The sequence below is a fragment of the Aliiglaciecola lipolytica genome (assembly GCF_018860635.1).
Taxonomy (GTDB): domain Bacteria; phylum Pseudomonadota; class Gammaproteobacteria; order Enterobacterales; family Alteromonadaceae; genus Aliiglaciecola; species Aliiglaciecola lipolytica_A.
This window is the reverse complement of the sequence record NZ_JAHKPT010000027.1, coordinates 1-20,836: the sequence shown is the minus strand read 5'-3', so window position 1 is coordinate 20,836 and position 20,836 is coordinate 1. Positions and strand designations below refer to the sequence as shown.

Annotated in this window: 29 protein-coding genes and 3 pseudogenes; 7 read left to right on the top strand and 25 right to left on the bottom strand. The window is 39.6% G+C overall.

Annotation, left to right across the window (positions count from 1 at the left end):
- Nucleotides 1-95: 95 nt before the first annotated feature.
- Nucleotides 96-347: a superinfection immunity protein gene (locus tag KO530_RS15910; RefSeq protein WP_216049444.1), complete on the bottom strand. Its 252-nt coding sequence runs from the start codon at nt 345-347 to the stop codon at nt 96-98.
- Nucleotides 348-809: 462 nt separating this feature from the next.
- Complete coding sequence (locus KO530_RS15905; RefSeq protein ID WP_252729322.1) at nt 810-1,373, bottom strand: DUF3592 domain-containing protein; 564 nt, start codon at nt 1,371-1,373, stop codon at nt 810-812.
- 369 nt (nt 1,374-1,742) lie between these two features.
- Here KO530_RS15905 and KO530_RS15900 point away from each other — a divergent pair, with 369 nt between their 5' ends.
- Nucleotides 1,743-3,674 carry a S9 family peptidase gene (locus KO530_RS15900; protein WP_252729321.1) on the top strand — a complete coding sequence of 644 codons (1,932 nt, stop codon included), beginning with the start codon at nt 1,743-1,745 and terminating at the stop codon, nt 3,672-3,674.
- Between the two features lie 38 nt (nt 3,675-3,712).
- On the opposite strand, the gene KO530_RS15895 is transcribed toward KO530_RS15900, so the two are convergent.
- From KO530_RS15895 to KO530_RS15875, 5 genes are all read right to left on the bottom strand, one after another.
- On the bottom strand, nt 3,713-4,114 hold the full coding sequence (locus KO530_RS15895; RefSeq protein WP_216049443.1) for a hypothetical protein: 402 nt from the start codon (nt 4,112-4,114) through the stop codon (nt 3,713-3,715).
- Nucleotides 4,115-4,187: 73 nt separating this feature from the next.
- Complete coding sequence (locus KO530_RS15890; protein ID WP_216049442.1) at nt 4,188-5,132, bottom strand: hypothetical protein; 945 nt, start codon at nt 5,130-5,132, stop codon at nt 4,188-4,190.
- 326 nt (nt 5,133-5,458) lie between these two features.
- A complete protein-coding gene (locus KO530_RS15885; protein ID WP_216049441.1) occupies nt 5,459-5,743 on the bottom strand; it encodes a hypothetical protein in 285 nt (94 codons plus the stop codon).
- Nucleotides 5,744-5,864: 121 nt separating this feature from the next.
- Nucleotides 5,865-6,425, bottom strand: coding sequence for a hypothetical protein (locus KO530_RS15880; RefSeq protein ID WP_216049440.1), 561 nt, complete (start codon nt 6,423-6,425; stop codon nt 5,865-5,867).
- Nucleotides 6,426-6,576: 151 nt separating this feature from the next.
- On the bottom strand, nt 6,577-7,110 hold the full coding sequence (locus KO530_RS15875) for a hypothetical protein (RefSeq protein ID WP_216049439.1): 534 nt from the start codon (nt 7,108-7,110) through the stop codon (nt 6,577-6,579).
- 169 nt (nt 7,111-7,279) lie between these two features.
- On the opposite strand from KO530_RS15875, the pseudogene KO530_RS22015 reads away from it, so the two are divergent.
- A pseudogene (locus KO530_RS22015) lies at nt 7,280-7,553 on the top strand (IS110 family transposase); the annotation flags it as partial.
- A 321-nt stretch (nt 7,554-7,874) separates the two neighbouring features.
- On the opposite strand, the gene KO530_RS15870 reads toward KO530_RS22015, so the two are convergent.
- From KO530_RS15870 to KO530_RS15850, 5 genes are all read right to left on the bottom strand, one after another.
- The gene (locus tag KO530_RS15870) at nt 7,875-8,273 is read right to left on the bottom strand and encodes a DUF6980 family protein (RefSeq protein ID WP_252729320.1); all 399 of its coding nucleotides are present in this window, start codon (nt 8,271-8,273) and stop codon (nt 7,875-7,877) included.
- 185 nt (nt 8,274-8,458) lie between these two features.
- Nucleotides 8,459-8,908: a hypothetical protein gene (locus KO530_RS15865; RefSeq protein ID WP_216049438.1), complete on the bottom strand. Its 450-nt coding sequence runs from the start codon at nt 8,906-8,908 to the stop codon at nt 8,459-8,461.
- 471 nt (nt 8,909-9,379) lie between these two features.
- Nucleotides 9,380-9,928, bottom strand: coding sequence for a hypothetical protein (locus KO530_RS15860; RefSeq protein WP_216049437.1), 549 nt, complete (start codon nt 9,926-9,928; stop codon nt 9,380-9,382).
- 89 nt (nt 9,929-10,017) lie between these two features.
- On the bottom strand, nt 10,018-10,500 hold the full coding sequence (locus tag KO530_RS15855; RefSeq protein WP_216049436.1) for a cupin domain-containing protein: 483 nt from the start codon (nt 10,498-10,500) through the stop codon (nt 10,018-10,020).
- A 127-nt stretch (nt 10,501-10,627) separates the two neighbouring features.
- Complete coding sequence (locus KO530_RS15850) at nt 10,628-10,933, bottom strand: NIPSNAP family protein (protein ID WP_216049435.1); 306 nt, start codon at nt 10,931-10,933, stop codon at nt 10,628-10,630.
- Nucleotides 10,934-11,164: 231 nt separating this feature from the next.
- On the opposite strand from KO530_RS15850, the gene KO530_RS15845 reads away from it, so the two are divergent.
- Both KO530_RS15845 and KO530_RS15840 read left to right on the top strand, forming a co-directional pair.
- The gene (locus KO530_RS15845) at nt 11,165-11,407 is read left to right on the top strand and encodes a type II toxin-antitoxin system Phd/YefM family antitoxin (RefSeq protein ID WP_216049434.1); all 243 of its coding nucleotides are present in this window, start codon (nt 11,165-11,167) and stop codon (nt 11,405-11,407) included.
- 6 nt (nt 11,408-11,413) lie between these two features.
- Nucleotides 11,414-11,710: a type II toxin-antitoxin system RelE/ParE family toxin gene (locus tag KO530_RS15840; protein WP_216049433.1), complete on the top strand. Its 297-nt coding sequence runs from the start codon at nt 11,414-11,416 to the stop codon at nt 11,708-11,710.
- 130 nt (nt 11,711-11,840) lie between these two features.
- On the opposite strand, the gene KO530_RS15835 is transcribed toward KO530_RS15840, so the two are convergent.
- Both KO530_RS15835 and KO530_RS22010 read right to left on the bottom strand, forming a co-directional pair.
- Nucleotides 11,841-12,128 (bottom strand): helix-turn-helix domain-containing protein, encoded by a 288-nt coding sequence (locus KO530_RS15835; protein WP_216049432.1) that lies wholly within the window; start codon nt 12,126-12,128, stop codon nt 11,841-11,843.
- Nucleotides 12,121-12,294, bottom strand: a pseudogene (locus KO530_RS22010) (transcriptional regulator); the annotation flags it as partial. The pseudogene KO530_RS22010 and the gene KO530_RS15835, both read right to left, overlap by 8 nt.
- Before the next feature lie 366 nt (nt 12,295-12,660).
- On the opposite strand from KO530_RS22010, the gene KO530_RS15825 reads away from it, so the two are divergent.
- The 3 genes and pseudogenes from KO530_RS15825 to KO530_RS15815 all read left to right on the top strand — a co-directional run bounded on the left by KO530_RS15825 (nt 12,661) and on the right by KO530_RS15815 (nt 14,013).
- A complete protein-coding gene (locus KO530_RS15825; protein WP_216049431.1) occupies nt 12,661-12,903 on the top strand; it encodes a type II toxin-antitoxin system ParD family antitoxin in 243 nt (80 codons plus the stop codon).
- The gene (locus KO530_RS15820; protein ID WP_216049430.1) at nt 12,900-13,202 is read left to right on the top strand and encodes a type II toxin-antitoxin system RelE/ParE family toxin; all 303 of its coding nucleotides are present in this window, start codon (nt 12,900-12,902) and stop codon (nt 13,200-13,202) included. The genes KO530_RS15825 and KO530_RS15820 overlap by 4 nt, the downstream gene beginning before the upstream one ends.
- 116 nt (nt 13,203-13,318) lie before the next feature.
- Nucleotides 13,319-14,013 (top strand): annotated as a pseudogene (locus KO530_RS15815) (transposase).
- 421 nt (nt 14,014-14,434) lie between these two features.
- Here KO530_RS15815 and KO530_RS15810 read toward each other — a convergent pair.
- The 11 genes from KO530_RS15810 to KO530_RS15760 all read right to left on the bottom strand — a co-directional run bounded on the left by KO530_RS15810 (nt 14,435) and on the right by KO530_RS15760 (nt 20,800).
- Nucleotides 14,435-14,797 (bottom strand): hypothetical protein, encoded by a 363-nt coding sequence (locus tag KO530_RS15810; protein ID WP_216049429.1) that lies wholly within the window; start codon nt 14,795-14,797, stop codon nt 14,435-14,437.
- Between the two features lie 114 nt (nt 14,798-14,911).
- A complete protein-coding gene (locus KO530_RS15805; RefSeq protein WP_129738915.1) occupies nt 14,912-15,331 on the bottom strand; it encodes a DUF6326 family protein in 420 nt (139 codons plus the stop codon).
- 171 nt (nt 15,332-15,502) lie between these two features.
- The gene (locus KO530_RS15800; RefSeq protein ID WP_216049428.1) at nt 15,503-16,063 is read right to left on the bottom strand and encodes a hypothetical protein; all 561 of its coding nucleotides are present in this window, start codon (nt 16,061-16,063) and stop codon (nt 15,503-15,505) included.
- A 129-nt stretch (nt 16,064-16,192) separates the two neighbouring features.
- Complete coding sequence (locus tag KO530_RS15795) at nt 16,193-16,969, bottom strand: nucleotidyltransferase domain-containing protein (protein ID WP_216049427.1); 777 nt, start codon at nt 16,967-16,969, stop codon at nt 16,193-16,195.
- An 84-nt stretch (nt 16,970-17,053) separates the two neighbouring features.
- Nucleotides 17,054-17,461 carry a hypothetical protein gene (locus KO530_RS15790; protein ID WP_216049426.1) on the bottom strand — a complete coding sequence of 136 codons (408 nt, stop codon included), beginning with the start codon at nt 17,459-17,461 and terminating at the stop codon, nt 17,054-17,056.
- Between the two features lie 471 nt (nt 17,462-17,932).
- Nucleotides 17,933-18,310, bottom strand: coding sequence for a hypothetical protein (locus KO530_RS15785; RefSeq protein ID WP_216049425.1), 378 nt, complete (start codon nt 18,308-18,310; stop codon nt 17,933-17,935).
- Between the two features lie 121 nt (nt 18,311-18,431).
- Nucleotides 18,432-18,842, bottom strand: coding sequence for a hypothetical protein (locus tag KO530_RS15780; protein WP_216049424.1), 411 nt, complete (start codon nt 18,840-18,842; stop codon nt 18,432-18,434).
- A 133-nt stretch (nt 18,843-18,975) separates the two neighbouring features.
- Nucleotides 18,976-19,434, bottom strand: coding sequence for a VOC family protein (locus tag KO530_RS15775; RefSeq protein ID WP_216049423.1), 459 nt, complete (start codon nt 19,432-19,434; stop codon nt 18,976-18,978).
- A gap of 122 nt (nt 19,435-19,556) precedes the next feature.
- On the bottom strand, nt 19,557-19,904 hold the full coding sequence (locus tag KO530_RS15770) for a hypothetical protein (protein ID WP_216049422.1): 348 nt from the start codon (nt 19,902-19,904) through the stop codon (nt 19,557-19,559).
- Nucleotides 19,905-20,032: 128 nt separating this feature from the next.
- Nucleotides 20,033-20,257, bottom strand: coding sequence for a hypothetical protein (locus KO530_RS15765; RefSeq protein WP_216049421.1), 225 nt, complete (start codon nt 20,255-20,257; stop codon nt 20,033-20,035).
- A gap of 129 nt (nt 20,258-20,386) precedes the next feature.
- Complete coding sequence (locus tag KO530_RS15760) at nt 20,387-20,800, bottom strand: hypothetical protein (protein ID WP_216049420.1); 414 nt, start codon at nt 20,798-20,800, stop codon at nt 20,387-20,389.
- Between the last annotated feature and the right edge of the window lie 36 nt (nt 20,801-20,836).

Below are 20,836 nucleotides of genomic sequence, written 5' to 3'. Positions count from 1 at the left end.
AAAAATTCTCTGTTAGAATTTCGACACCCCACAGTATTTTCGGTCCAAGCGGTTCGCGCTGCGAACTACGAGGTCAGCAGTTTGTATCCTCTTCACTAATTCTCAGCATTCACTTTATTCGCGTACTTACCAAAAACTTTACCCGTTGTTGCCCAAACCATTACGCCGCCCCATGCTATGACAGAAAAACCGGCAGGAATACAGGCAAGCAATATGTATTTAAAATGCTTTCGGTTGAAAGCTAGAGCAAGCATTGCAGGAAGAAACCAGAGAATAAAGACTCCAATCAATATTAATCCCATAAATACATAGTTGTCACTTGCCAAAATATTATCAATATATTCCATTCTTACTCTCCCCCTAAAATTACCTTTTCTAGATTTATGAAATTGACATCAATATCTGAAATTCAAAGTTACTAGTCTTCTTTCTAAGGGATTTATTACAAAATAAACTGAGATATTTTAGACGCTCGGGGAGATTGAGACATAAGGCTCAACATATTCGGATTTAAAAACGCTTTACCATGATGCACTTGAATGTATTTTTTATTTAGACACCCATAACATGAAAATAGCCAATGCAGCAGAATCAACCCGCACAACCTGAGGCTGGCATTCTCATTATTTGCTTTAAAAGTATGATATTTGAAATTTTTAGGGATAAAAATATTGTTCAAACTCAGAGCAGTAGCTAAGGCTAATCATCGTTCTGGGTTAAAGCAGCTACTTTTTAAACATGGGTGTCTTGTTAAGAACCCGTTTTAAACATGGGTGTCTTGTTAAGAACCCTTGTTCAAAAAATGCTATTTATGCCTGCAAAGCAATATAAAATGCAGGTAGGGAAAGAGCGATAAACAGAATACCTAAACCATATCCGTTCCCCTGAGTTAACCGAGCATTGCTCTCATCTCCTATTTCATACAACACTTTCGTATTTTGTCCTATCGGTATTACCTGAGTGCTAAATGTTGTTTTAGATGTAACTTCATAGGTTTTACCGCTAACTCTATATTCAAAGCAGGGCCTGTACATTGTTCGTTTACGGTTAGCATTTTCTTTGTATTGGAGTTCATCATATCGGAGTATTTTGCCGTAGGTTTTTAGGGCTTTGTTATTAAAGCGGTAATAATCAAACAAAATAAATCCACCTAGTCCTCCCAAAAAAACACCGGCTATCAATGGAACAATAGTCATATGAGATCCTTTATAAAAAGAACGCCTAAGAAGTTCTGTTTTGAAACGTAACACTCGCTTAACCACAGCATATTTAGAGTCACGGCAAGTAATTACAGCTATTTCAGCAACGCATAAAACAACGTCTAGACCAGCTTTAAGCCCATTTTGAGGGCCTGTGAAAACGAAAATTTTCATAATTCGTTCCACTTACACATTATATTGCCCAAATGGAGCACAATTAACAATCATGCACACAATGCTGTGCACAAACGAGCTATGACTGCAAAGCTTCCAAACTACGGAAAAACACCGAACGCTTTGGTGCAGCGCCTGTGAGTGATGTTGATAGTCCCAGGCTAAAGTGGATAGTGTCGATTTTTACTGGGGAATATCAAAAACATTTGCACTGAAAAGGCGTGCTAATAAACACTAATTTGTTTCAGTTTTCTTGACTTATCCCCTCAGAGTGAACAAGGTAATGTATAACGCGCTTGCATCATTCGATTAATTCAGTACTGGAAGAGAAATTAAGCGCTCTCAACAAATAATATCAAGGATGCTTACATGTTTTTAAAACGTATAAACACTTCACTAGCAATGGCCAGTTTAGTATTCGCATTGAGTGCGTGCCAGCAGACACCAGAAAACTCAGGAATCACGCCAGAAACTGCCACAAATAAAACCGATGATTTTAAAACCTATGACGCAGCTTCATTTTTTGCGACTACGTCAATGTATGGATCGTCTATCAGTCATGATGGAAGCGCAGTATTAGTTAGCAGTGATGAGTCTGGTATTTACAATGCCTATCGAATACCACTAGATGGCTCTGAAAAACAAGCACTGACAAAATCTACAACGGATTCTACCTATGCTGAGAGTTGGTTTCCAAAAGACGACCGCATTATTGTATCCGCTGATTTAGGTGGTAACGAGCTTAATCACGTTTACGTACGTGAGCTTGATGGTAAACTCGTCGACTTAACACCAGGTGAAGCATTACGAGCTGAGTTCTTTGGCTGGCACGAAAACCAAGACCATTTTTATGTGCTAACCACGGAGCGGGACCCGCGTTTCTTTGACTTGTATTTGTACTCAACAAAAGACTATAGCCGTGAAATGATTTTTCAGAATGACGACGGTTTTGACTTAAGTGATGTGAGTAAAGATGCAAACTGGCTCGCGCTCACCAAAGCTAATTCAAGTGCAGACTCTGATATTTTCCTCGTCGATTTGAGTCAAGAAACTGCAACTCCTAAGCTGATCGCAGGTGATGAAGAAGAGTCAATTGCTTATTCTATTTATACCTTTTCAGCGGACAACGAGCGTTTATTATATGGCTCAAACAAAGGTAGCGAGTTCACCCATGTTATGAATTACAGCCTAACCGATGGTTCGCATAGTGTTGATTTTGAAGCTGATTGGGATGTGATATTTAGCTACTTTTCGAAAAACGGAAAATACCAAGTTAATGGCATCAACCAAGACGCACAAACGGTATTGAGCATCACTGAAGTCGCCACTGGCAAAGAGGTGACTATGCCAACGCTTCCCCCTGGCGATCTCAGAGGTGTTAACTTTACTGCAGATGAAACAGAAATGGTGTTTTACCTAAACTCAGACACGTCGCCATCGAATCTTTATCATCACAAAATTGGTTCAGATAAGGTGGTGCAATTAAGTAATAACGGCAACCCAAAGATTAAACAAGCGCACTTGGTCGCGGGCGAAACCCGGCGTTTCAAAAGCTTTGATGGTTTAGAAATTCCGGGAATTTTATACAAACCCAAACAAGCAGAAACCGAAAAAGTGCCCGCAATAGTGTGGATACACGGCGGCCCAGGCGGACAATCACGGTTTGGTTATTCCGCGATGATCCAGCATCTAGTAAATAACGGCTACGCCATTTTTATGATCAATAATCGCGGCTCTAGCGGTTATGGAAAGACATTTTTTCACCTAGATGATAAGCGCCATGGTGAAGATGACTTACAAGATGTCGTTTACAACAAGAAATATTTACAAAGCTTGGATTGGGTAGACGAAAACAAAATAGGGGTTATGGGGGGCTCTTATGGCGGCTTTTTAACAATGGCGGCAATGACCTTTACCCAAGAGTTTGATGTTGGCATAAATATAGTGGGGGTCACTAACTGGGTGCGCACACTTGAAAGTATACCGCCATATTGGGAAGCATTTAAACAAGCTTTGTATGACGAGATGGGGGACCCGGCGACCGATAAAAAACGCTTACATAGTATTTCGCCGGTATTCTTCGGTCACCAAGTGACCAAGCCAGTTTTAGTGGTACAGGGTGCCAACGACCCTCGCGTGTTGCAAGTTGAGAGTGACGATATGGTCGCGGCCATTCGTGAGGCAGGCAATCACGTGGAATACGTATTGTTTGAAGACGAAGGACATGGTTTTAGTAAGAAAGAAAACCGCATTGTTGCCTCTGAGCGCTACCTTAAGTTCTTAAAAGAATTTTTGAACTAAACTGTCTGTTGAACAGCGTTCCTGCATTTGTGGGAACGCTATACCCATCCTCTGAGCTTCCCTGCGATGTAGGGTGCAGCGGCCGTTACTGTGAGAACAACGGGCCATATATTGCCATCCTTGAATGTATAGGCTGCAAATAAATCGTTTAATGACTTGCCTTGCCAAAACCCGAACGAAAACTCAAAACCAAGTGTTAGAAGCAACCATCCAATACCGATAATACACAACACCCGAGGGCTACGAGTATTTAGCCATGGAAGGGAAAAATACGCCACGCCGACGATTAGAGCCGAGAGCAGCAAACCGCTAAGCACAAGTGCGGACCAGGAGCCGAAATTCGGCACGAATACCGATTCACGAAGCACCCCATTAGCAACGGCTAGCACCAAGATACCAACCCAAATGACGAAAGCCTTTACAGCAACTGTGAGCAGCATTTCCAACCCTCCTAGCGTCTAACGCTAAGCTCAAGCGCCCCATTAGCGGTCTTCTTGGAGCGCTTTGTTAGACTTATTTAATTGTTTTTCGCAGTAAAACTAAATTATCTAATACCAGATTAGACGACCAAATAAACTCAGCATCTGCACCTTTTGTATCAAATACATCCAAGAAATTCATGAATGATTTTTTGTTTTTTACACCAACGGTATCATTAGTATAAGTTAAAGCTGCAGGCCATGAACTGTCATCAAACTCAGGTTTCATCCAGTTTTTATCAACTGCCCAATGGGCTGCAGACGTTTTATTTGCATCAGTTACTTTCTGCTTGTCACAAGCTGAACTATCGCGCACAGAGTTTTCTATTACCAAGCAATCTCGATTAACAATGGGGGAGGTATAAAAAGTTTGAGCTTTCCAACTATTGTCTGTAATAGCTACAGTCTGGCCTTTTGCGTCTTGAAAATGGGCTACTAAGCCGCCATCGCCAGCATGAAATATAGAGCCACGATTGTATTCCATTCCTAAGCCAAGTGTTTCTTCCCAGTCCACCATCTTTATAGCGATAGTTAACGGACGATCCGCTTTAAAACGCACAACACTAGAGTTAAATGGGGTGAAAACAACGGGATCGACAGCAATTAGAATTCCGTTTATGTATAGCTCAAAATAATTGTCGGGAAATATATAAGCCGTGAATTCCTCTGTACCTCCCGCATCAATAACTGGCACATCGTTTAACTCTAATTCATCGAGTGATTTTAATTCCTTGCCCCCACATTGGTTAAACAGATCTGCTGCTTTAGGAGCTTTTTCATAGTTATTTTCTGCAGGTACAATCCACACTATTCCATCTTCTGATTTGATTTCTCCAACAGCGCTAAGACGAGATTTTCCACCACAATCAATCAAGCCCGCATGCGTTTGAGTTGCAGGACCCATGGTAAAAGTTGGTTGTTCTGCCATAACCGTTGCGGTTAAAAATACAGCCGCAAAGATAAGCGAATTTTTTTTCATAATTTGTCCTTTAATCAAAAATCAGACAATATTTTTGCTTGACATAGCTTATGTCAATTTTACGTTTCTAAAGAAATACTATTGGTAGCATTTACTACAATGAATGGCGTACTGACTTGGAATTCTAACACCCGCATAACGAGCAGTAATATGTAGGCTATAATACCAAGCGAAGCGCAGGGAACCTAGGTGTTATTGTCCCAGTAACCGAAGGGAGTGAGTTAATGCGTTTGTTGTTCAGCAACTAACTCTGAGTGTTTGCTTTTTGAAAGAAAAACCATCCTGTGACTACAACTGCACCAACGACAACAGAATATATTGGCATTTCAAAAAAAAAACATATTCATGATTCGCTGACCGACATGTTCTGTTTTTGATACCCAAAATAAACTTACAAAGCAAAGAACTAACCAAGGTAAGACAGCGATATTGAGGCGTACTATAAAATTACCGAGGGCATACTTAAACTGAAACCAAATAGCAATTGCTGGAACGACTAAAAGCCCACCAAACCAAAATAGAATACTACCTAGTCCGATGTGATAAGCACATAAAATAGCCGAACTTGAAACGACTAAATTAATACTATTTTGTTTAAATATTTCGCCCATACTTCCTTGCTGTTTAACTTTTAATTAACGGGCGCAGGCTCGTGGGGCATAATGACCAAGCCGCCCATACTTTCGCGTCCCAGCCTGCACCAGTATGCGACTTAATTTTTTGTTAGATGACTTATTTATCCATCCAACACGAGTCATAAATAAGCGTTCCATTACTGATGAATTTAATTTTATGTACTTTGTTGTATTCGTCAATTGGGTTCGGTTCTTCGCCTTTTTGGAGAGTGAACGTACTCGAAGTAACTACGTCTCCGTTAATTGTAACCATTGCTTTTGAATTAAGAAGACCTGCTTGAAAGCCATTGATTATAAAACCATAAACATTTACAGCTATTTGTTGTTCTTTTCCTTCCAGAGAGCTTAAATCTGACTGCAAGAAGCCAATGTTCTTGGTTGGTTCTGATATACCTTTGAGGCTACTCGTAAAGTATTCTATGGTTTCGTCGAGGTATGGAATATACGGGTTAGGATTTGATGTAGAGAATTCAATTAAATCCGACACCGACAAGTAAACTCTCGAGTTTTCATTAGCCAAAAACACTGCAGGGTGTTCAACAGACAGTGAATGTTCGATGTCTCTTTTTTCAATTATGGGATAAATATCAAGTGAGCAAGGGTCGTAATCACTTTTGGCCTCGCTACTGAAAAGGAAAAGGTATATTAAGACGACCATGATTTTTTTCATTGTCATTTAACTTCCCAATAACGAGCGTGGGCACGTGGGGCATAATGACGAAGCCGCCCTGCGAGTTTGCGTCCCGATGAGCGCAGCGAATGAACACATTGTGTTTGTTATGTTTTTATTTTGCCAAATATCATTTTGGCTACCAGTTGCCACTGTATTTTTTGTTAGCTTCAGAAGCTTCAACTTCTAACGGTGCTTTATCGTATCCGAACTCCGCCATATCAGAAAAATGTTGGGTTACGACTTTATCCAAGCTTGCTCTTTCTATCTGCAACACATGCACCAATTCATGAGCTAATTTGGGTCTATTTAACTCAAAGTCTTTGCGAGTGTAAATTGAATACCCGAAAACTTGTGCATTGTTAATTATTCCATCACCAATAAGCCCAACAGCTTCTCCAAAAAGCTTTAATGCGAAGTTTTCATAAGGGTAAGGAACTTCGTCAACATAAACAATCCTTACTTTTTCTGGGTGCACAATCCCTATTTCAGATGCCAGTAGTAACTCTTTTTTATCTAGGGGGACGCCTATATCCAGTCCTTTTCGATCTATTTCATATGCCCAGTCAATGTACTGAGGCAACAGGACACCTGTGATAATTTTTTCATAAGAAAGTGCTAATGCAATAATTACGGCTATCAAAGTTAATGATGTAAATTTAACTACTTTCATTTTATTAAAAATTTCCTTTTTAAAGTTGTAATTTGTAGAAGCTATCAAAAACTTAACGCCGCGTTCACCGACTAGTGCAGTGCAAGGCCTTTGATACTCATTGAGCCTCCTCAATCAGCGTAACTTTTCAACTACTCTGATAGATGACAAAACCAAACGGAGAAGCTCAATGAACTTTTATACTAATACACATCCTTACTATTGCGGAATAGATTTACACGCACGCTTACTTTACGTTTGCGTTATTGATAATAAAAGTGAGGTGCTTGTACATAAAAAAGTAAAGGACTCACCCAAACAATTGCTGGCTTTACTAAGCCTTATTTAGGCAATATCGTCGTGGGGGTTGATGTATGCACTGTTGGTATTGGGTAACTGACTTCTGTCGACAACATAATATAGATTTCGTATTAGGACATGCCTTGTATATGAAAGCCATTCATGATCTAGCCATACTCTTGAATAGTGCCTGTGCTGGGTAACCGATGAATGTCTCGGCTCTGGCATCCTGCTTCGCTCTACCTCCTAAATCCGGTTAGTCGTAGTGCCCCTGCTATCAATACGTTTATTGAAAAAGCAGGCTGAGATGAGATCGCATAAGAGAGCCGGAGACTGGTACAACTCTATATGTGTTTGCCGTAAGCGATATCCTAACAGTCACAATAACAGATGAAATAAACGGCTTAGCCCAAAGATTTAGATGGAACTGGAAAATAGATCAAAAGCACACTAGTACCTATTGACTAACTTTAGGCTCATATGTGTTAGCTGTGTATACGCCATAATTTTGATTTATATTTTTCGGGTATTTCTTGCTGCCATGGATTGTCATATCCAATTGACTCAAGGATATCAAACCATAAATCTCTCTTGCTTTCTGAAAGTTTCGATGCACACCATGGACAATTATTTATTGTTAATTGACTGTTGCCGTCTCCGTGAGGAATTGAGTACTCATCAAATATTTCGTTGTACTTTATAGTGGCGTCATGACAGTCTTTTGAATCTGGGTGTTGAACACAATGAAACTCAGCATACTGAGCCATATGCACACAAGGATAATGGTCTACATCGATTCCCCGCGATTTCAATGTCGCAGTTAATGCTGCATCACTACATGCATTGCATGAATAAAAGTGATCTAGAGCCTTCTCTCTGATCACAATCTAGACCCTTGATATCACCCTCGATCCAACATTTTTTAAATTCACTACAATTCATGACTACCTTGTACACCTAACTTCCCACTAAGGGGCAATAATACATGGGCGAAAATTAGGAACTAAGTGACGCACCCCATGTGATAGATGTGATAGCCTCCCAGCGAGAGCCTTGAATGGTTTGTTGTTCACGATTTAACTAACCTAGTGACTTTAGCTAAACCATAACCTAATGCGCCAGCAACGGCACTAAGCCAAATGGCATGAATAGGAATAAAGATAATAGCTAATGCCGAAGTAGATGAGGTGTGTTCAGACGTAAAATGCGAATGCTGCATATCCCAGTAACCCCAAAAATGGAAAAGAGAGATAGTGGCAAGTGAGCAGTAAAGCGCGATTTTTCCGATTGTAGAACTTCTAAGGCTAGAAAAAAGAGCAACTAAAGAAAGCACTATATAGGGAACAATTCTGAAGACAGTTGAAAACAAAAAACTATCTAAAGTGAAATATTGGGTGGCACGTTCAAAGCCTAGTTGAAGATCGTACCCGCCGACAATAACAGCTAGTAGCCATTCAACTGTTGTCTCATTTATCAAGAGAAAAGACAGAAACAATAAAGTCCAAAATAACCATTTCATACCGAATTCCTTTTCGTGCATAACGTTCCAGATAAGCGGCGCAAGCTTGCTGGCTATACTTGGCGAGGTACGAACCTCAGCTAGCGAATTGGTGTCTGCAACATACGTTTGTTATTGCGTTTCACTATCGCGGCTTTGCCGCCACAAGCAATTAGCACAACAACGTTGGTAAAAATAAGCACCCTAGACTAAACCAAATTGCCAGAATATTGCAACTATTGATGAAGGTATATTGAACCAGTTTGGAGACAACCATTTTAGATGTAAGTATTTGAAGTTGATAAAACGGTTAACCAATTACGGAAAAAAACGGTTGTTGACTCGCAGAATTACGGAAAGGCCCAGCCTTTGTGCTAAACAATATAATTAAAATCTTACGCGCTATAACTTTAAGCTAAGCAGTAAAGTTGCCTGAGGCATAATGGCGAAGCCGCCCTGTGTGTTTGCGTCACAGCGAACGCAGTGAATGCGTTAATTAGCTTGTGATATATTTGCACCCTTTATATCAATAAGTTGTTGGATTACATCAGGTAATTTTTGGAATGCATTATTAGCATACGCAATCACGAAATATTCACCTCTCATTTGATTAAAGCCTAATATTTTATTTGAGTTGGCTACATTACGAAAATGAGTCTCAACGTCTAATTGAGAAATCTTTAATTCAATTGAAATACCATAAACACCACCGTAAAGCTTTTCTCGTTTGATATTGCCGACATTTTCCCAACTTACATCAAGGGATGCAGATTCTTCACTTGAAGGGGATGAAGGGAAATGTATTCCGTTATCATCAGCTGTGAAATATACCCAGCCTTTCCAATTTGATGGCTTGAGCGATACAAATAAAAAAGCCAAGCCTAAAAACACGAAAGTATACTTTAATACCCATAGGGAATTATCCGACCAGCCTTCATAAGTAACATAAGCTATTAAAAGTGCTCCGGATATTAGAGCGTAAACTGAGCATATTAACTTAGCGCCCCATGATGGTGTTTCGTATTTAAAGGTTCGATTCATTTATAGGTCACACCAATGCAAGATAGGCATATCGCCGCCATAATTTGCCGATTGAAGCCCAGCGTAAAGCGGTCATATTGATGGCTTTATTATGACTTTTTACCCGCATTTGGCTCACTGATATTCCCAATGTCTACAAGGTTCCATGGCATATTCTTTTGACGATAAATCCGTTTATTCAGCTTTGGATAGTCACCAACATCATGCTCCAAACGCTGACCAATTACGATACATTTTAAAAGACAATTGCCGTTATTGCGCAGAGCGTGAGCCTCACCACCCGCACGATAACCGATAAAATCACCAGGTTTTACTGTATATTTTTCATGGCCTATTTGCGCTTCGGCTGTACCTTCGAGTACATAAACGCATTCATCTTCATGGTAGTGTTTATGAAACTCTGTAGATTCGTGGCCGGGTTGAATTTCGATAATGTGAAAGCCGAATCCAGTTAGGCCTGTAAGATCGCCCAGTGACTTATTAATTCTTTTGGCGTTCTCATTAAGGAAATGGGTTTTCGAAATACCTTCAAGCTCTTCTATTTCTTCCTTAGTAACTAGATATTTATCCATTACTCTCTCCAGAGTCATACCAACTTTTCAATAACGGGCGCAGGCACGTGGGGTATAATGGCGAAACCGCCCCGCGTGTATGCGTCCCAATGAGCGCAGTGAGTACGTTTATTGAGTTGTTAAACGTTTACTCGAAAATAGGACGAAAGAAGCTTCTATCGTAACTTAAAATACACCTGGTATCTTCTGCATATTTAAATGCACTGATACATTCTTCATCCGCAAGTGATTTAACTCGGTATTCTTCGTACTCAGCCAAGCTAGGAAAAGAAAATAAGGCTAAGGCTTTGTTGTTAGCCCCCTCTGAAGGAAGAAAATATCCGTGATGAGTTCCACCAAATTTATTTACTAACGGTATCCAAAGTTTAGCGTAATGCTCAAATTCTTTAGCTTTATAGGGGGCAATTACGTAATTGAGATAACAAGTGACCAAGTGAATTACTCCATGTATTTGTGATTAACGAATAACGCCCGCCTAACACGGAATGGTTGGCATGGCTTTTTGCGTTATTTGCGTTATTTGCCAAAACCATGACAACTTTACATTGTCTGAGTTTAAGCTCTTGATAGTTTACTATCCGCACAAATCGCACGATTTAATTACATTAACCATTTCATGCGAATAACTATAATCTTAATGTTACTGTAGATTTGGAGAATGTTCATGCGCACATTAACAGCAAATGACGCTAAACGTAATTTTGGTGAGTTACTTCTTAGTGCCCAACGAGAGCCAGTAAAGATTAGCAAAAACAGCAAAGATGCTGTAGTTGTAATGTCTATTAGAGATTATGAAGAGCTAGAAGCAATGAAAACTAACTACCTTAAACATTGCTTCGAGTCAGCCAAGCAAGACTTGGCGCAAGGCAATGTAGTTGATGGTGAAGATTTTTTAAACGCCTTGTAACCAGTTATGCAAAAGAATAGATACAAATTAAGTAAACTAGCACAGGCTCATTTACGAAAAATCAAAAGCTATGCCGTCAACAACTACTCTGAAATTCAGTGGCACAATTACAAAGATACATTACTAACTGGATTTCAAATGCTTGCGGATAACCCTGCCGTAGGTCGGAGTTGTGATGAAATCTACCCAAATGAGTTTTACTTTCCTGTAGGCAAACACACGACATACTTTACAAAAGAAGACGGTCTCATTTTGATTGTTGCTATGCTCAGTCGTTCACAACTACCACCGAACCATTTATAACTATGATTACACCGTATATTTGGAGTTAGGGTGATGATTTTAATTGGTAAACTAACGCTTAATATAACTGGAAAATACGAGCGCTTTTCAGCGAGTAGTTTTCCAGTTTATGTTTTTGTTATATACCGATTTAATGAAGGTCTGCAAACACTTCTGGATGTTGTTCAGCAATACGTAATAATGCAATGGCAGGACCCTGAGGATGTCTTCGACCTTGCTCCCAATCTTGAAGAGTACGCATACTGACTCCCAGTAAACCAGCAAAAGCTGATTGGGATAAATTTAGTTTTGAACGGATTACCTTTGGCTCCGATGGTTCCGATAACTCAGTAGTTTTTGACAATAACTTACCGTGTTTAAAACGCTTAATTTCATTTAAGCCTTCTAAGATTTCTAGACCTATATCTCGATTACTCATGATCTATTGCCTCCGCTATTTGCTTAAGAATATGAGATGCAATTGTTGAACGCTCAGATTTACTATACATAGTAAGCATCCAAATCTCATGTTCTGACTTTTTCCAGTAATATATTGCACGTACACCACCACTTTTTCCTTTTCCGGAAGGAGCCCATCTAACTTTCCGTACTCCCCCAGATCATCTAACAATATCACCAGCGTCAGGCTTTTGTAGCAAGTAAGATTGCAGGCCTCGATAGTCATCGTCCGATAAGTAATTTGGTAAAACTTTCGTGAATATACTTGTTTCAATAAATATCATAACATAATCATACGGCAATGCCGGACTTTGTCAACAAGCTACAACAGGCATATAACCGCCCAACTTAGGGACAATAACACGTAGGCTAAAATGGAAGCGAAGCGACTGAGCCTACGTGTTATTGCCCCAGTGAGCGCCAGCGAACGACTACAGTTGTTTGTTATGCGCTATTGACTTACAACATACAAATACCATAATTAGGTATATATTGGTACTCGGAGAAAGCAAATGGCTAAAAATACCAGCATTACCCTTGGGGACCATTTTGATGGCTTTATTGCTAGACAAATTCAAACTGGTCGATATGGTTCAGCGAGCGAAGTGATTCGTTCAGCTCTTCGCTTGCTAGAAACACAGGAGACCAAATTAAACACTTTGCGTCAATTACTTGTAGCAGGTGAAGAAAGCGGCGAGGCTGAATACGACCTTGAGCACCTGATATCAGAACTAGATGGTGAACTAATAGAGTGAAACCATTTAAGTTAACAGTACTGGCAAAATCTGATTTGAAAGACATTGCGTTGTTTACACAACGGAAATGGGGACGAGAACAGCGTAATGTATACCTAAAGCAGTTCGACGATTCATTTTGGATGTTGTCTGAAAATCCTGATATCGGTAAAAGCTGCGACGAAATAAGAGACGAATACAGAAAGTTTCCGCAAGGTAGTCATGTTGTGTTCTACAAACAAACAGGTAGCCAGGAAATTCTGATCATAAGAATTCTTCATAAAAGTATGGATGTAAATCCTTTACGCTTTGGCGCATAGACATAATGACTCCCCTTGAGCCAGTTTGAAATAGTGCTGATCTCCAATTATTCGTGGGTTAGTTAAAAACCAGAGCCATAATAGTTTTGCAAAGAAACTAAAAAAAGGAGATCAGCATGAATAAACATAGCATATTTTTTATTGGCTTAGATACGCATAAAGAATTCAACGAAGTTGCTTATATTGAAGACCAACGTGGCGCTAAACCCGTTCACTTAGGTAGGCAGTCAAACAGTAAACTCGCTATCAAAAAATTAGCTCGTCAGCTTGAGTCTAAATATCCTGATGCAACCTTGCACTTTGTGTATAAAACTGGCGATATTATCCTGTCGTCAAGGCAGTACAAGCCATGCGAGGTGTTAGATTATTAGTTGCCACCGGTGTAGTAGCCGAATTAGGGGATTTAAATCGCTTTGACCATCCCAGAAAACTAATGGCTTACCTCGGTCTGGTTCCCAGTGAACATTCAAGTGGTGGAAAACGTCGTTTAGGTGCCATCACTAAATGTGGTAATGGCCGAGCAAGACGCCTACTAATTGAAGGCGCTCACAGCTATAGATACACAGCTAACGTTTCTACAGAATTACAAAAGCGACAAGAGGGGTTACCCAAGCCTATCACCGATATTGCGTGGAAAGCACAACTGAGATTGTGTCGTCGATATCAACGACTGATGCACAAAGGTAAACACTACAATGTAGTAGTTACTGCTATCGCCAGAGAAATGATTACCTATATCTGGGCTATCTCACGGGAAGTCGCATTACCGCAGGTTAACCCAAAATTACGCTTATCTAGGGTACCTGCATGAGAACAGAGTTTGAGTTAGTGCATTGGGTCAAGCATCGGCTGCGGCACAATCACCGAGGGCGTTAGGATGGCAATAATGCTAACCCATTATTGAACCACGAACATAGACTGAAGACAGGTGTCATGGTGGCCGACTAGGTACGGAATAAGTAAGGTAGGCGCTGTTCATCTAAAGATGAATAATCCACGAATACCAGCATGACAACCGACGACATTACTGCCTCATCCGGTGCGTTAGCTCAATTTATTTGAGTGAAAGAATAATTAATTATGGACCGAAAAAATGTCAGGGAGACACTCGGTTTTTATTGACAAAGGGAGTCATACCAACACCGCCATAAACGGCTAAGTAGCAGTTGGCTATAATGTGCAGCGGAGCGGAACCGAGCCAACTGTTACGTGTCCGCTTTTTAATGGCCTTGTTATATGCAATTACTCAACTGCTTTAATTCAATGGCAACTTGGGGTTTTAGGCGCAATTTAACTAACATTTCAAAATCATAGAATGAACCAATTGCAGTTAGAAATTCATCATTAGTCTGCATCTCAACCTCCAGACTACTAAGTTTCTCAAACTTAAAGCTCATTAACTCACGTGAACCTTGCTTCCATAAAATTGATAAATCACCATAACACCCATTAATTTTGACTGTTAAAGCATCATCACATCTAACAGTGTGAAATATAAGTTGATTGTAAAACCAGTGCTCTTGCTCAGGATCAGTCAAAATAGGCTCACATTCAAATAAGCCAATTAATTCGTGATTTTCAGGGAAGGTTTCCACAAAACTCCTTGCATATAACTTCCAAATATGGGGCGCAAACACGTGTACAATAATGGCGAAGCCGCGCACGTGTTTGCGTCCCAGTGAGCGGCAGCGAGTGGCATAATTTGTTTGTTATGCGCTACGTGTTGGTTGAGCATCACACTGTTTCCAAGTGCTTGCGAAGTAAAGAATAATCACAGCAGTGCTAATTTCAAAGATACTAAAAAAGACATAGTGAAGAGTGCCTCCCATATACAACGTGTAGCTTTGTATTGAACCTGTTATGAGAGCTGCTGCTATATTCACGTACTTGTTTAATTTAAACACTAAAAACCTAGAGAGAAGGATCATTAACATTGGAATTTGCATAATAAATGCGAATGACAAGAGGAATTCCTCTGTTAACACCATTCCACCAACCTTACCTGTTAGAAACGCCTGTAAGGTCTGTGCGTGGTGAAGTGAAAAAATATCACAGTAAATGTAGTTAACTGTAAGAAATATCCATAACACTGACAGGAGCTGCTTTCTATCTCCATTCCATTCAAACATCCCTATACTTCTCCATCTATAAATTAAAACTACAAGCCGAGTAGCGCATAACGCTTCAAACACGGGCGCGCTTTATGCGCGTCCGAATGAGCGTAGCGAGTGACTGTGTTTTGACTTGTTATGCGGAAACACTGACTATGTTTCGTAACTTTGAGAGAAAGGAAACTAACACTAGCTTTCTTGTTGGTTGTCACGTCGAAGAAAATCAAAACAAACGAGAAAGCCAATACTGATTAGAATGTACGCGATAAAATTGAACCAAGACGCACCTGCAATCGCCAATATAGATCCAAACACAACTAGTAGGGGGCCAACCTTTGATTGCTTCATGTAAAGTGAGCATGCAAGTATAAACCCAGTCATCAAGACTTCCTCGTTTCCCCACAGCATAAATGGCTGCCAAATCATTGGTGTATTAATTAATTCTTTCGCGACGGCTGTCCGCAAACCATCATCAGCGATTCCCCAAAAGACCAAATCGATAATACACATTCCTATCATACAAACGACGCCAATCGTCATAAAAATGCTCGCGATTAAACCTACTCCGTGTCGCGGAAGTCTCATGATATACGGTAAGTACAATACTACCCCTATCAACATAACCCAGTGACTTACGTCGACTGAAGATAGCCCTTTAGTCGTTGCTCCAAATTGGTAAATCCAAAATTGGCCAATCGAAAATATACTTAACCCAACAAGAAATACCAATTTATCGGTACGGTTTATCATAACTCACTCCAAAAAAGCTACATAAGTGGTGGTTTCTCTCGACGCATAACGCCTTGCTAAGCGGATAAAAATGGTTGGTTAAAATCGCGCAGCGATAACCAACTGTTTTTATTCCGTTTAAGCAACTTGTTAACTGCCATATTCGCCATTTAGTACATCAATGAAGAATGGGTTTAATTTACTAAAATCTGTTTCAGATTTTTGTTGCTCTTGCGCTTTGTCCTTAAACCTTTCTAATTCTGAGCTAATAAAGTCACTAATTACATCAATTCGAGGAAGGTATGCACTTTCAAAACCTTTACGCTTATCTTCCAGTAACTTTTGAATTGCAGACTTTAGGGTCTCATCATGCACCAATTCATTTACTAGCACTTCAAACTCCATTGGTACAACACCGCGATCTTGTTCGATCCATTGCATCGCTAGAATAGGTCTAAGAACATAGAAGTACTTCTTAATTCTTACTGTTTCACCCTGTAGGTATTCTCGGAAATTTCCACTCGCCATATGTGAATAGTGGTAAAAACAAGAACGTGGTGAATAGTGAATAGGTATTAACTCTTTAAAAGCCTCTGTAAATTTATCATTTTGCTGATAGACGATTGGCGAATTGAACCATTCAATTAGAGCTGGGTTTGATTTTCTAAGAAGTTTAAGTGCTTTTTTCAAGTCCCAACCACTTATATCTAATAAGTCATTAATAGGTTTTTCAACTACATCTCTACAATATTCATGATCAACTCTAAGATACCAATCCTTATTTCGAACATATACAAAACGAACATCATAGTCACTGTCAGCTGATGGGAACCCCCATGCTCGACTGCCTGATTCACATGCATACAATATTTTAATATTCTCTTTAATTTCTAGAGCTTTAAGATTTTCCAATATCTCAGTACGCACTGAATACTCCTTGGCAGTTAACGCCCCAAGCAGGGGATTTTATGAGCGCTTTTCAGCGAGTAAAATTCCCGCTGACTTGGCTTGTTATGTTTCGTCATCTAAATCGTCCTCTTTTACAAATTCAAAATATGGATTAGGCCCAAATAGAGCGGTCTTTAGATACGACAATAAGAAACCAATTGAAGCAAGTAGTGCCATCCCAAAACCAATAGGAAGTGCGAATGTCACAACCAAGAAATAGGTTTCCTTTTGTAGCCACGAAAAATAGCTTGCTAACAAGAACACTACCGATATTGCATATACAAATTGTAACAGCCAGCCAAAAGCATACTTGAACTTACGCAGCTTGAACTCAGCTAAGTATTCATATTCTAAAGGTATTGGGCCGAACCAAATAAATGCTATTTGACTAATTTTACTACGCCAAAAAATCGAAAGAAGTAAATAAATGGAAAATACTGCAATGTAAAAGATCGCGATTTCTTTAATCATAGTTTAGAAACATAACGCTTAATATAACGGGAAAATACGAGCGCTTTACAGCGAGCAGTTTTCCCGTTGATGTTTTTGTTATGTACCGACACTAAATACCCTTAAATCCTTAATTTGATGTGGTTACTTAAACGGACTATTACCATTTGCTTTTATTGCTTTTCGGAAAGTCCAGAACAATGAGAATACCAACAAAACTAATACCCAAAAGCCAAAAAATACACCGCTCCAAAAACCATATGCATAGGAAAAAATTACACAACAAGGTATCAAAAACAAAATCATTTTTAGGATAAGTGATTTATATATTGAATAAAATAACTTAAAGGTTTCCATTTCACCTCATAGGTACATAACGCTTCACATATGGGGCGCAGACTTGCTGGCTATACTTGCGCGAAGCGCCAGCCAGTGAGTTTGCGTCCCAATGAGCGAAGCGAATGAACATGATGTGTTTGTTAGGTACTGTTTTCATTCGGGCAGCCCAGGGACAAGAAAAAACAACAAAAATGCTGATGCACAACTTGCTACAAACACTGTTGTTGAGCCAATTACTCCACTTACATTAGAATATTTTTTCATCAATGCCCAGATGATGAAAAGCACACTTACAATACCACCTAATATTACTGGCTCAATTAAGTTTGCAAGTGACTTTTTGCCAGTAGAAAAAAATGACATCAGTATCAACCAGATAAGCCAAGGAGCGATAATCGTTGCCCAGTTTATTTTAGTTAACTTTGAAGCACCTTTAATAACAAAGTAGTAAGTCACGAAACCGAAAACAGAAGGAATTAAAAAAAGTGGGTACCACAACATTGAAGCGGCAAATATTTTTAAAAAGTCCATTTAAGTACCTAACACCCGCATAAAGGGCGATAACACATGGGCTAAAATTAGGAACGAAGTGACGCAGCCCATGTGTTAGCGTCCCAGCGAGCTTGCGAGCGATTTAATGCGTTTGTTAGCACTACTTTCCACCAATTTCGTCTTTTAATTTTAATTTGTATTTTTGTTCTAGCTCTTTAAATAAAGAGGGCGCAGTGAGTCCGCCAAAGAAGGCTAAAATTAAAACTTTGGAAGCGGCTGCGGCGGTATCGGTGATACTACCATGAACAAAAAGAAAGACTATTAGACCAGCAACAACCCCTAAGCAGATTCTAGCAAAGTACCATCCGCCTCTCTTTGTCGACGATTCGTTCGTAATGACTAATTTTGGCTGCTCTTTCTTTGGAGTGTTAGTGAGAGTTAATTCGGGAACCTTATTCCAATCGAAATCGAGGATTAACATATGAATAAAGCCACCAATCATTCCTGCTATGGGGCAGAATAATAGCAAGAACTTTTCCATTTCAGTAAAGAGAGATAAATAGTAACTCATTAATTTCCTTGTAGTGCTAACGCCTCAAATAAACGGCTCAGACTTGTTGGCTAAAATTGCGAGGCACGAGCAGAGCCAACGAGTTTGTGTCCGATTTTGATTTGTTTGTTATGTGCCTTGATCATGAAATTGCCTACGAACCATTATTGGCATTTTTGAACTCCCTGATCTGAATATGATTTCCTTCTCTGTCTGCAATATTGGACACTTTGAATATTGGGTTTGACCACTCACCGTCAAATGCCAGTCCTCCTAATTTAATTGCTTCTTTTCTGGTTGCTTCCATATTCTGGACAGATAAGAAAAGCTTAACAGGGCTGAATGATTCTTGAGGTATTTCGAACGGCGGCACATGGACAATGAGATTGAAACCATCCTTATCCAAGCTAATAAAATCTTGGGTTTCTCTGGTGATGGTCATGCCAAATAGTTTTTCATAGAACTCTGCTAAATTAGTTAGGTTTTTTGAGTAGATAAGCACACCATTTTGGGCAGGTCCTGACATTCTAGTTTCCTTATTTTGAGCTGCTACTGACAAGATTGGCACAAAAAGCATAACTGCAAACGCAATCGTTTTAAAATCCCTGAACATAAAGTCTCCTTGGCACTTAACGTCCGAATTTGCTGCACAAACTAGTGGCCTAAACTTTGTGAGGCACGAACAATGGCCGCGAGTTTGGGTCAGCAACATTTGTTTGTTATGTTTTTTCTCTTCTAGGTGAGTAAGTCACCATACGCCCAAACTACTGTACCTGCGACTAGTGATACATGAGCGAAGAGTTTGACTAATTTGTCGTATTTTGTCTCTTGGTACAGACCAGTTTCAATAAATGTAGCATGCTGAAGTGCGCTTTTTAAATCTTTAATAAGGAAGCCGCGATCCATTTTTGCCAACCTAAACTCAGCTAGTAAAGCTGCTACACATAAAATCGCTCCTGAGCGCGGAAAAAAACCAATGTTATTTGTGAAATACAAATCAAGCCAAAAGCTGCATAGCAAAATAAGCCAGCCAACTATAAAGAGAAACTTGATATAGTTTCGATTAAAAAATCCATCAAACATTTATGATTAATACTTCCTTGTTATAAATAACCAGAGAAACATAACGCTTAAGCTAAACGGAAAATACGATGCGTTTTGGCCGAAGGCCAGCGAGTAATTTTCCGATTGAGCTTTTTGTTATATGCAAATTACCCAACAGCCGTACTAGTATTATTTTGATTAATATCATTTTTTAGTACCAATATGGCAAGATAAATTAAACCGAGTGGCGGAATAAATGATAATAGAACACCAATTAAGGTGGCCATTTTAGGTGTGTTTGTTTTACGTTTGCCTAAGTAATAACTTAGGATGCCAATAACTATTACAGAGATAAATATTATCTCTCCAAGTAATGTTGCATTGATATTCATGCACAATTCTCCTTTTGCATATAACGCTTCACATATGGGGCGCAGGCTTGCTGGCTAAACTTGCGAAGAATGAGCCGAGCCAGCGAGTATGCGTCCCAATGAGCGCAGCGAATGAACATAATGTGTTTGTTAGGCACCATTTTTTAATACATCATAAAATTTTTCAACGAAACGATATTGGGGGCAATTTCCAGGAGTGATATCTCTAATATAGCCTAAATCCTCCATTGCCGATAAAGCAGCCGACAGTTCTGGATGATCGTCGGTGTAATACACAAAATGAGGCTCATTAAAATTAAGCATAGTGGATTTTTCTTTAACAAAGAATATTCGCACTCCGGAAAGCTTTGGATTTTTAACATCCTCCCTCATTTCTTGAATGATTCTGGGAAATTTACTTTCAAGATTTGAGAAGTCTTTCGCTGCGCTAGCCATTTCCTCCGAATTTCTTCTTTTATCTGTATATTTGTTTCCAAGATAAGAACCAGCAGCACCTGTAAACGCCCCGACTACAAAACCAGTTGTTAAAGCTAAGATATCCATATTTCCTCCTTGGTGCCTAACGTTTCAAATAAGCGG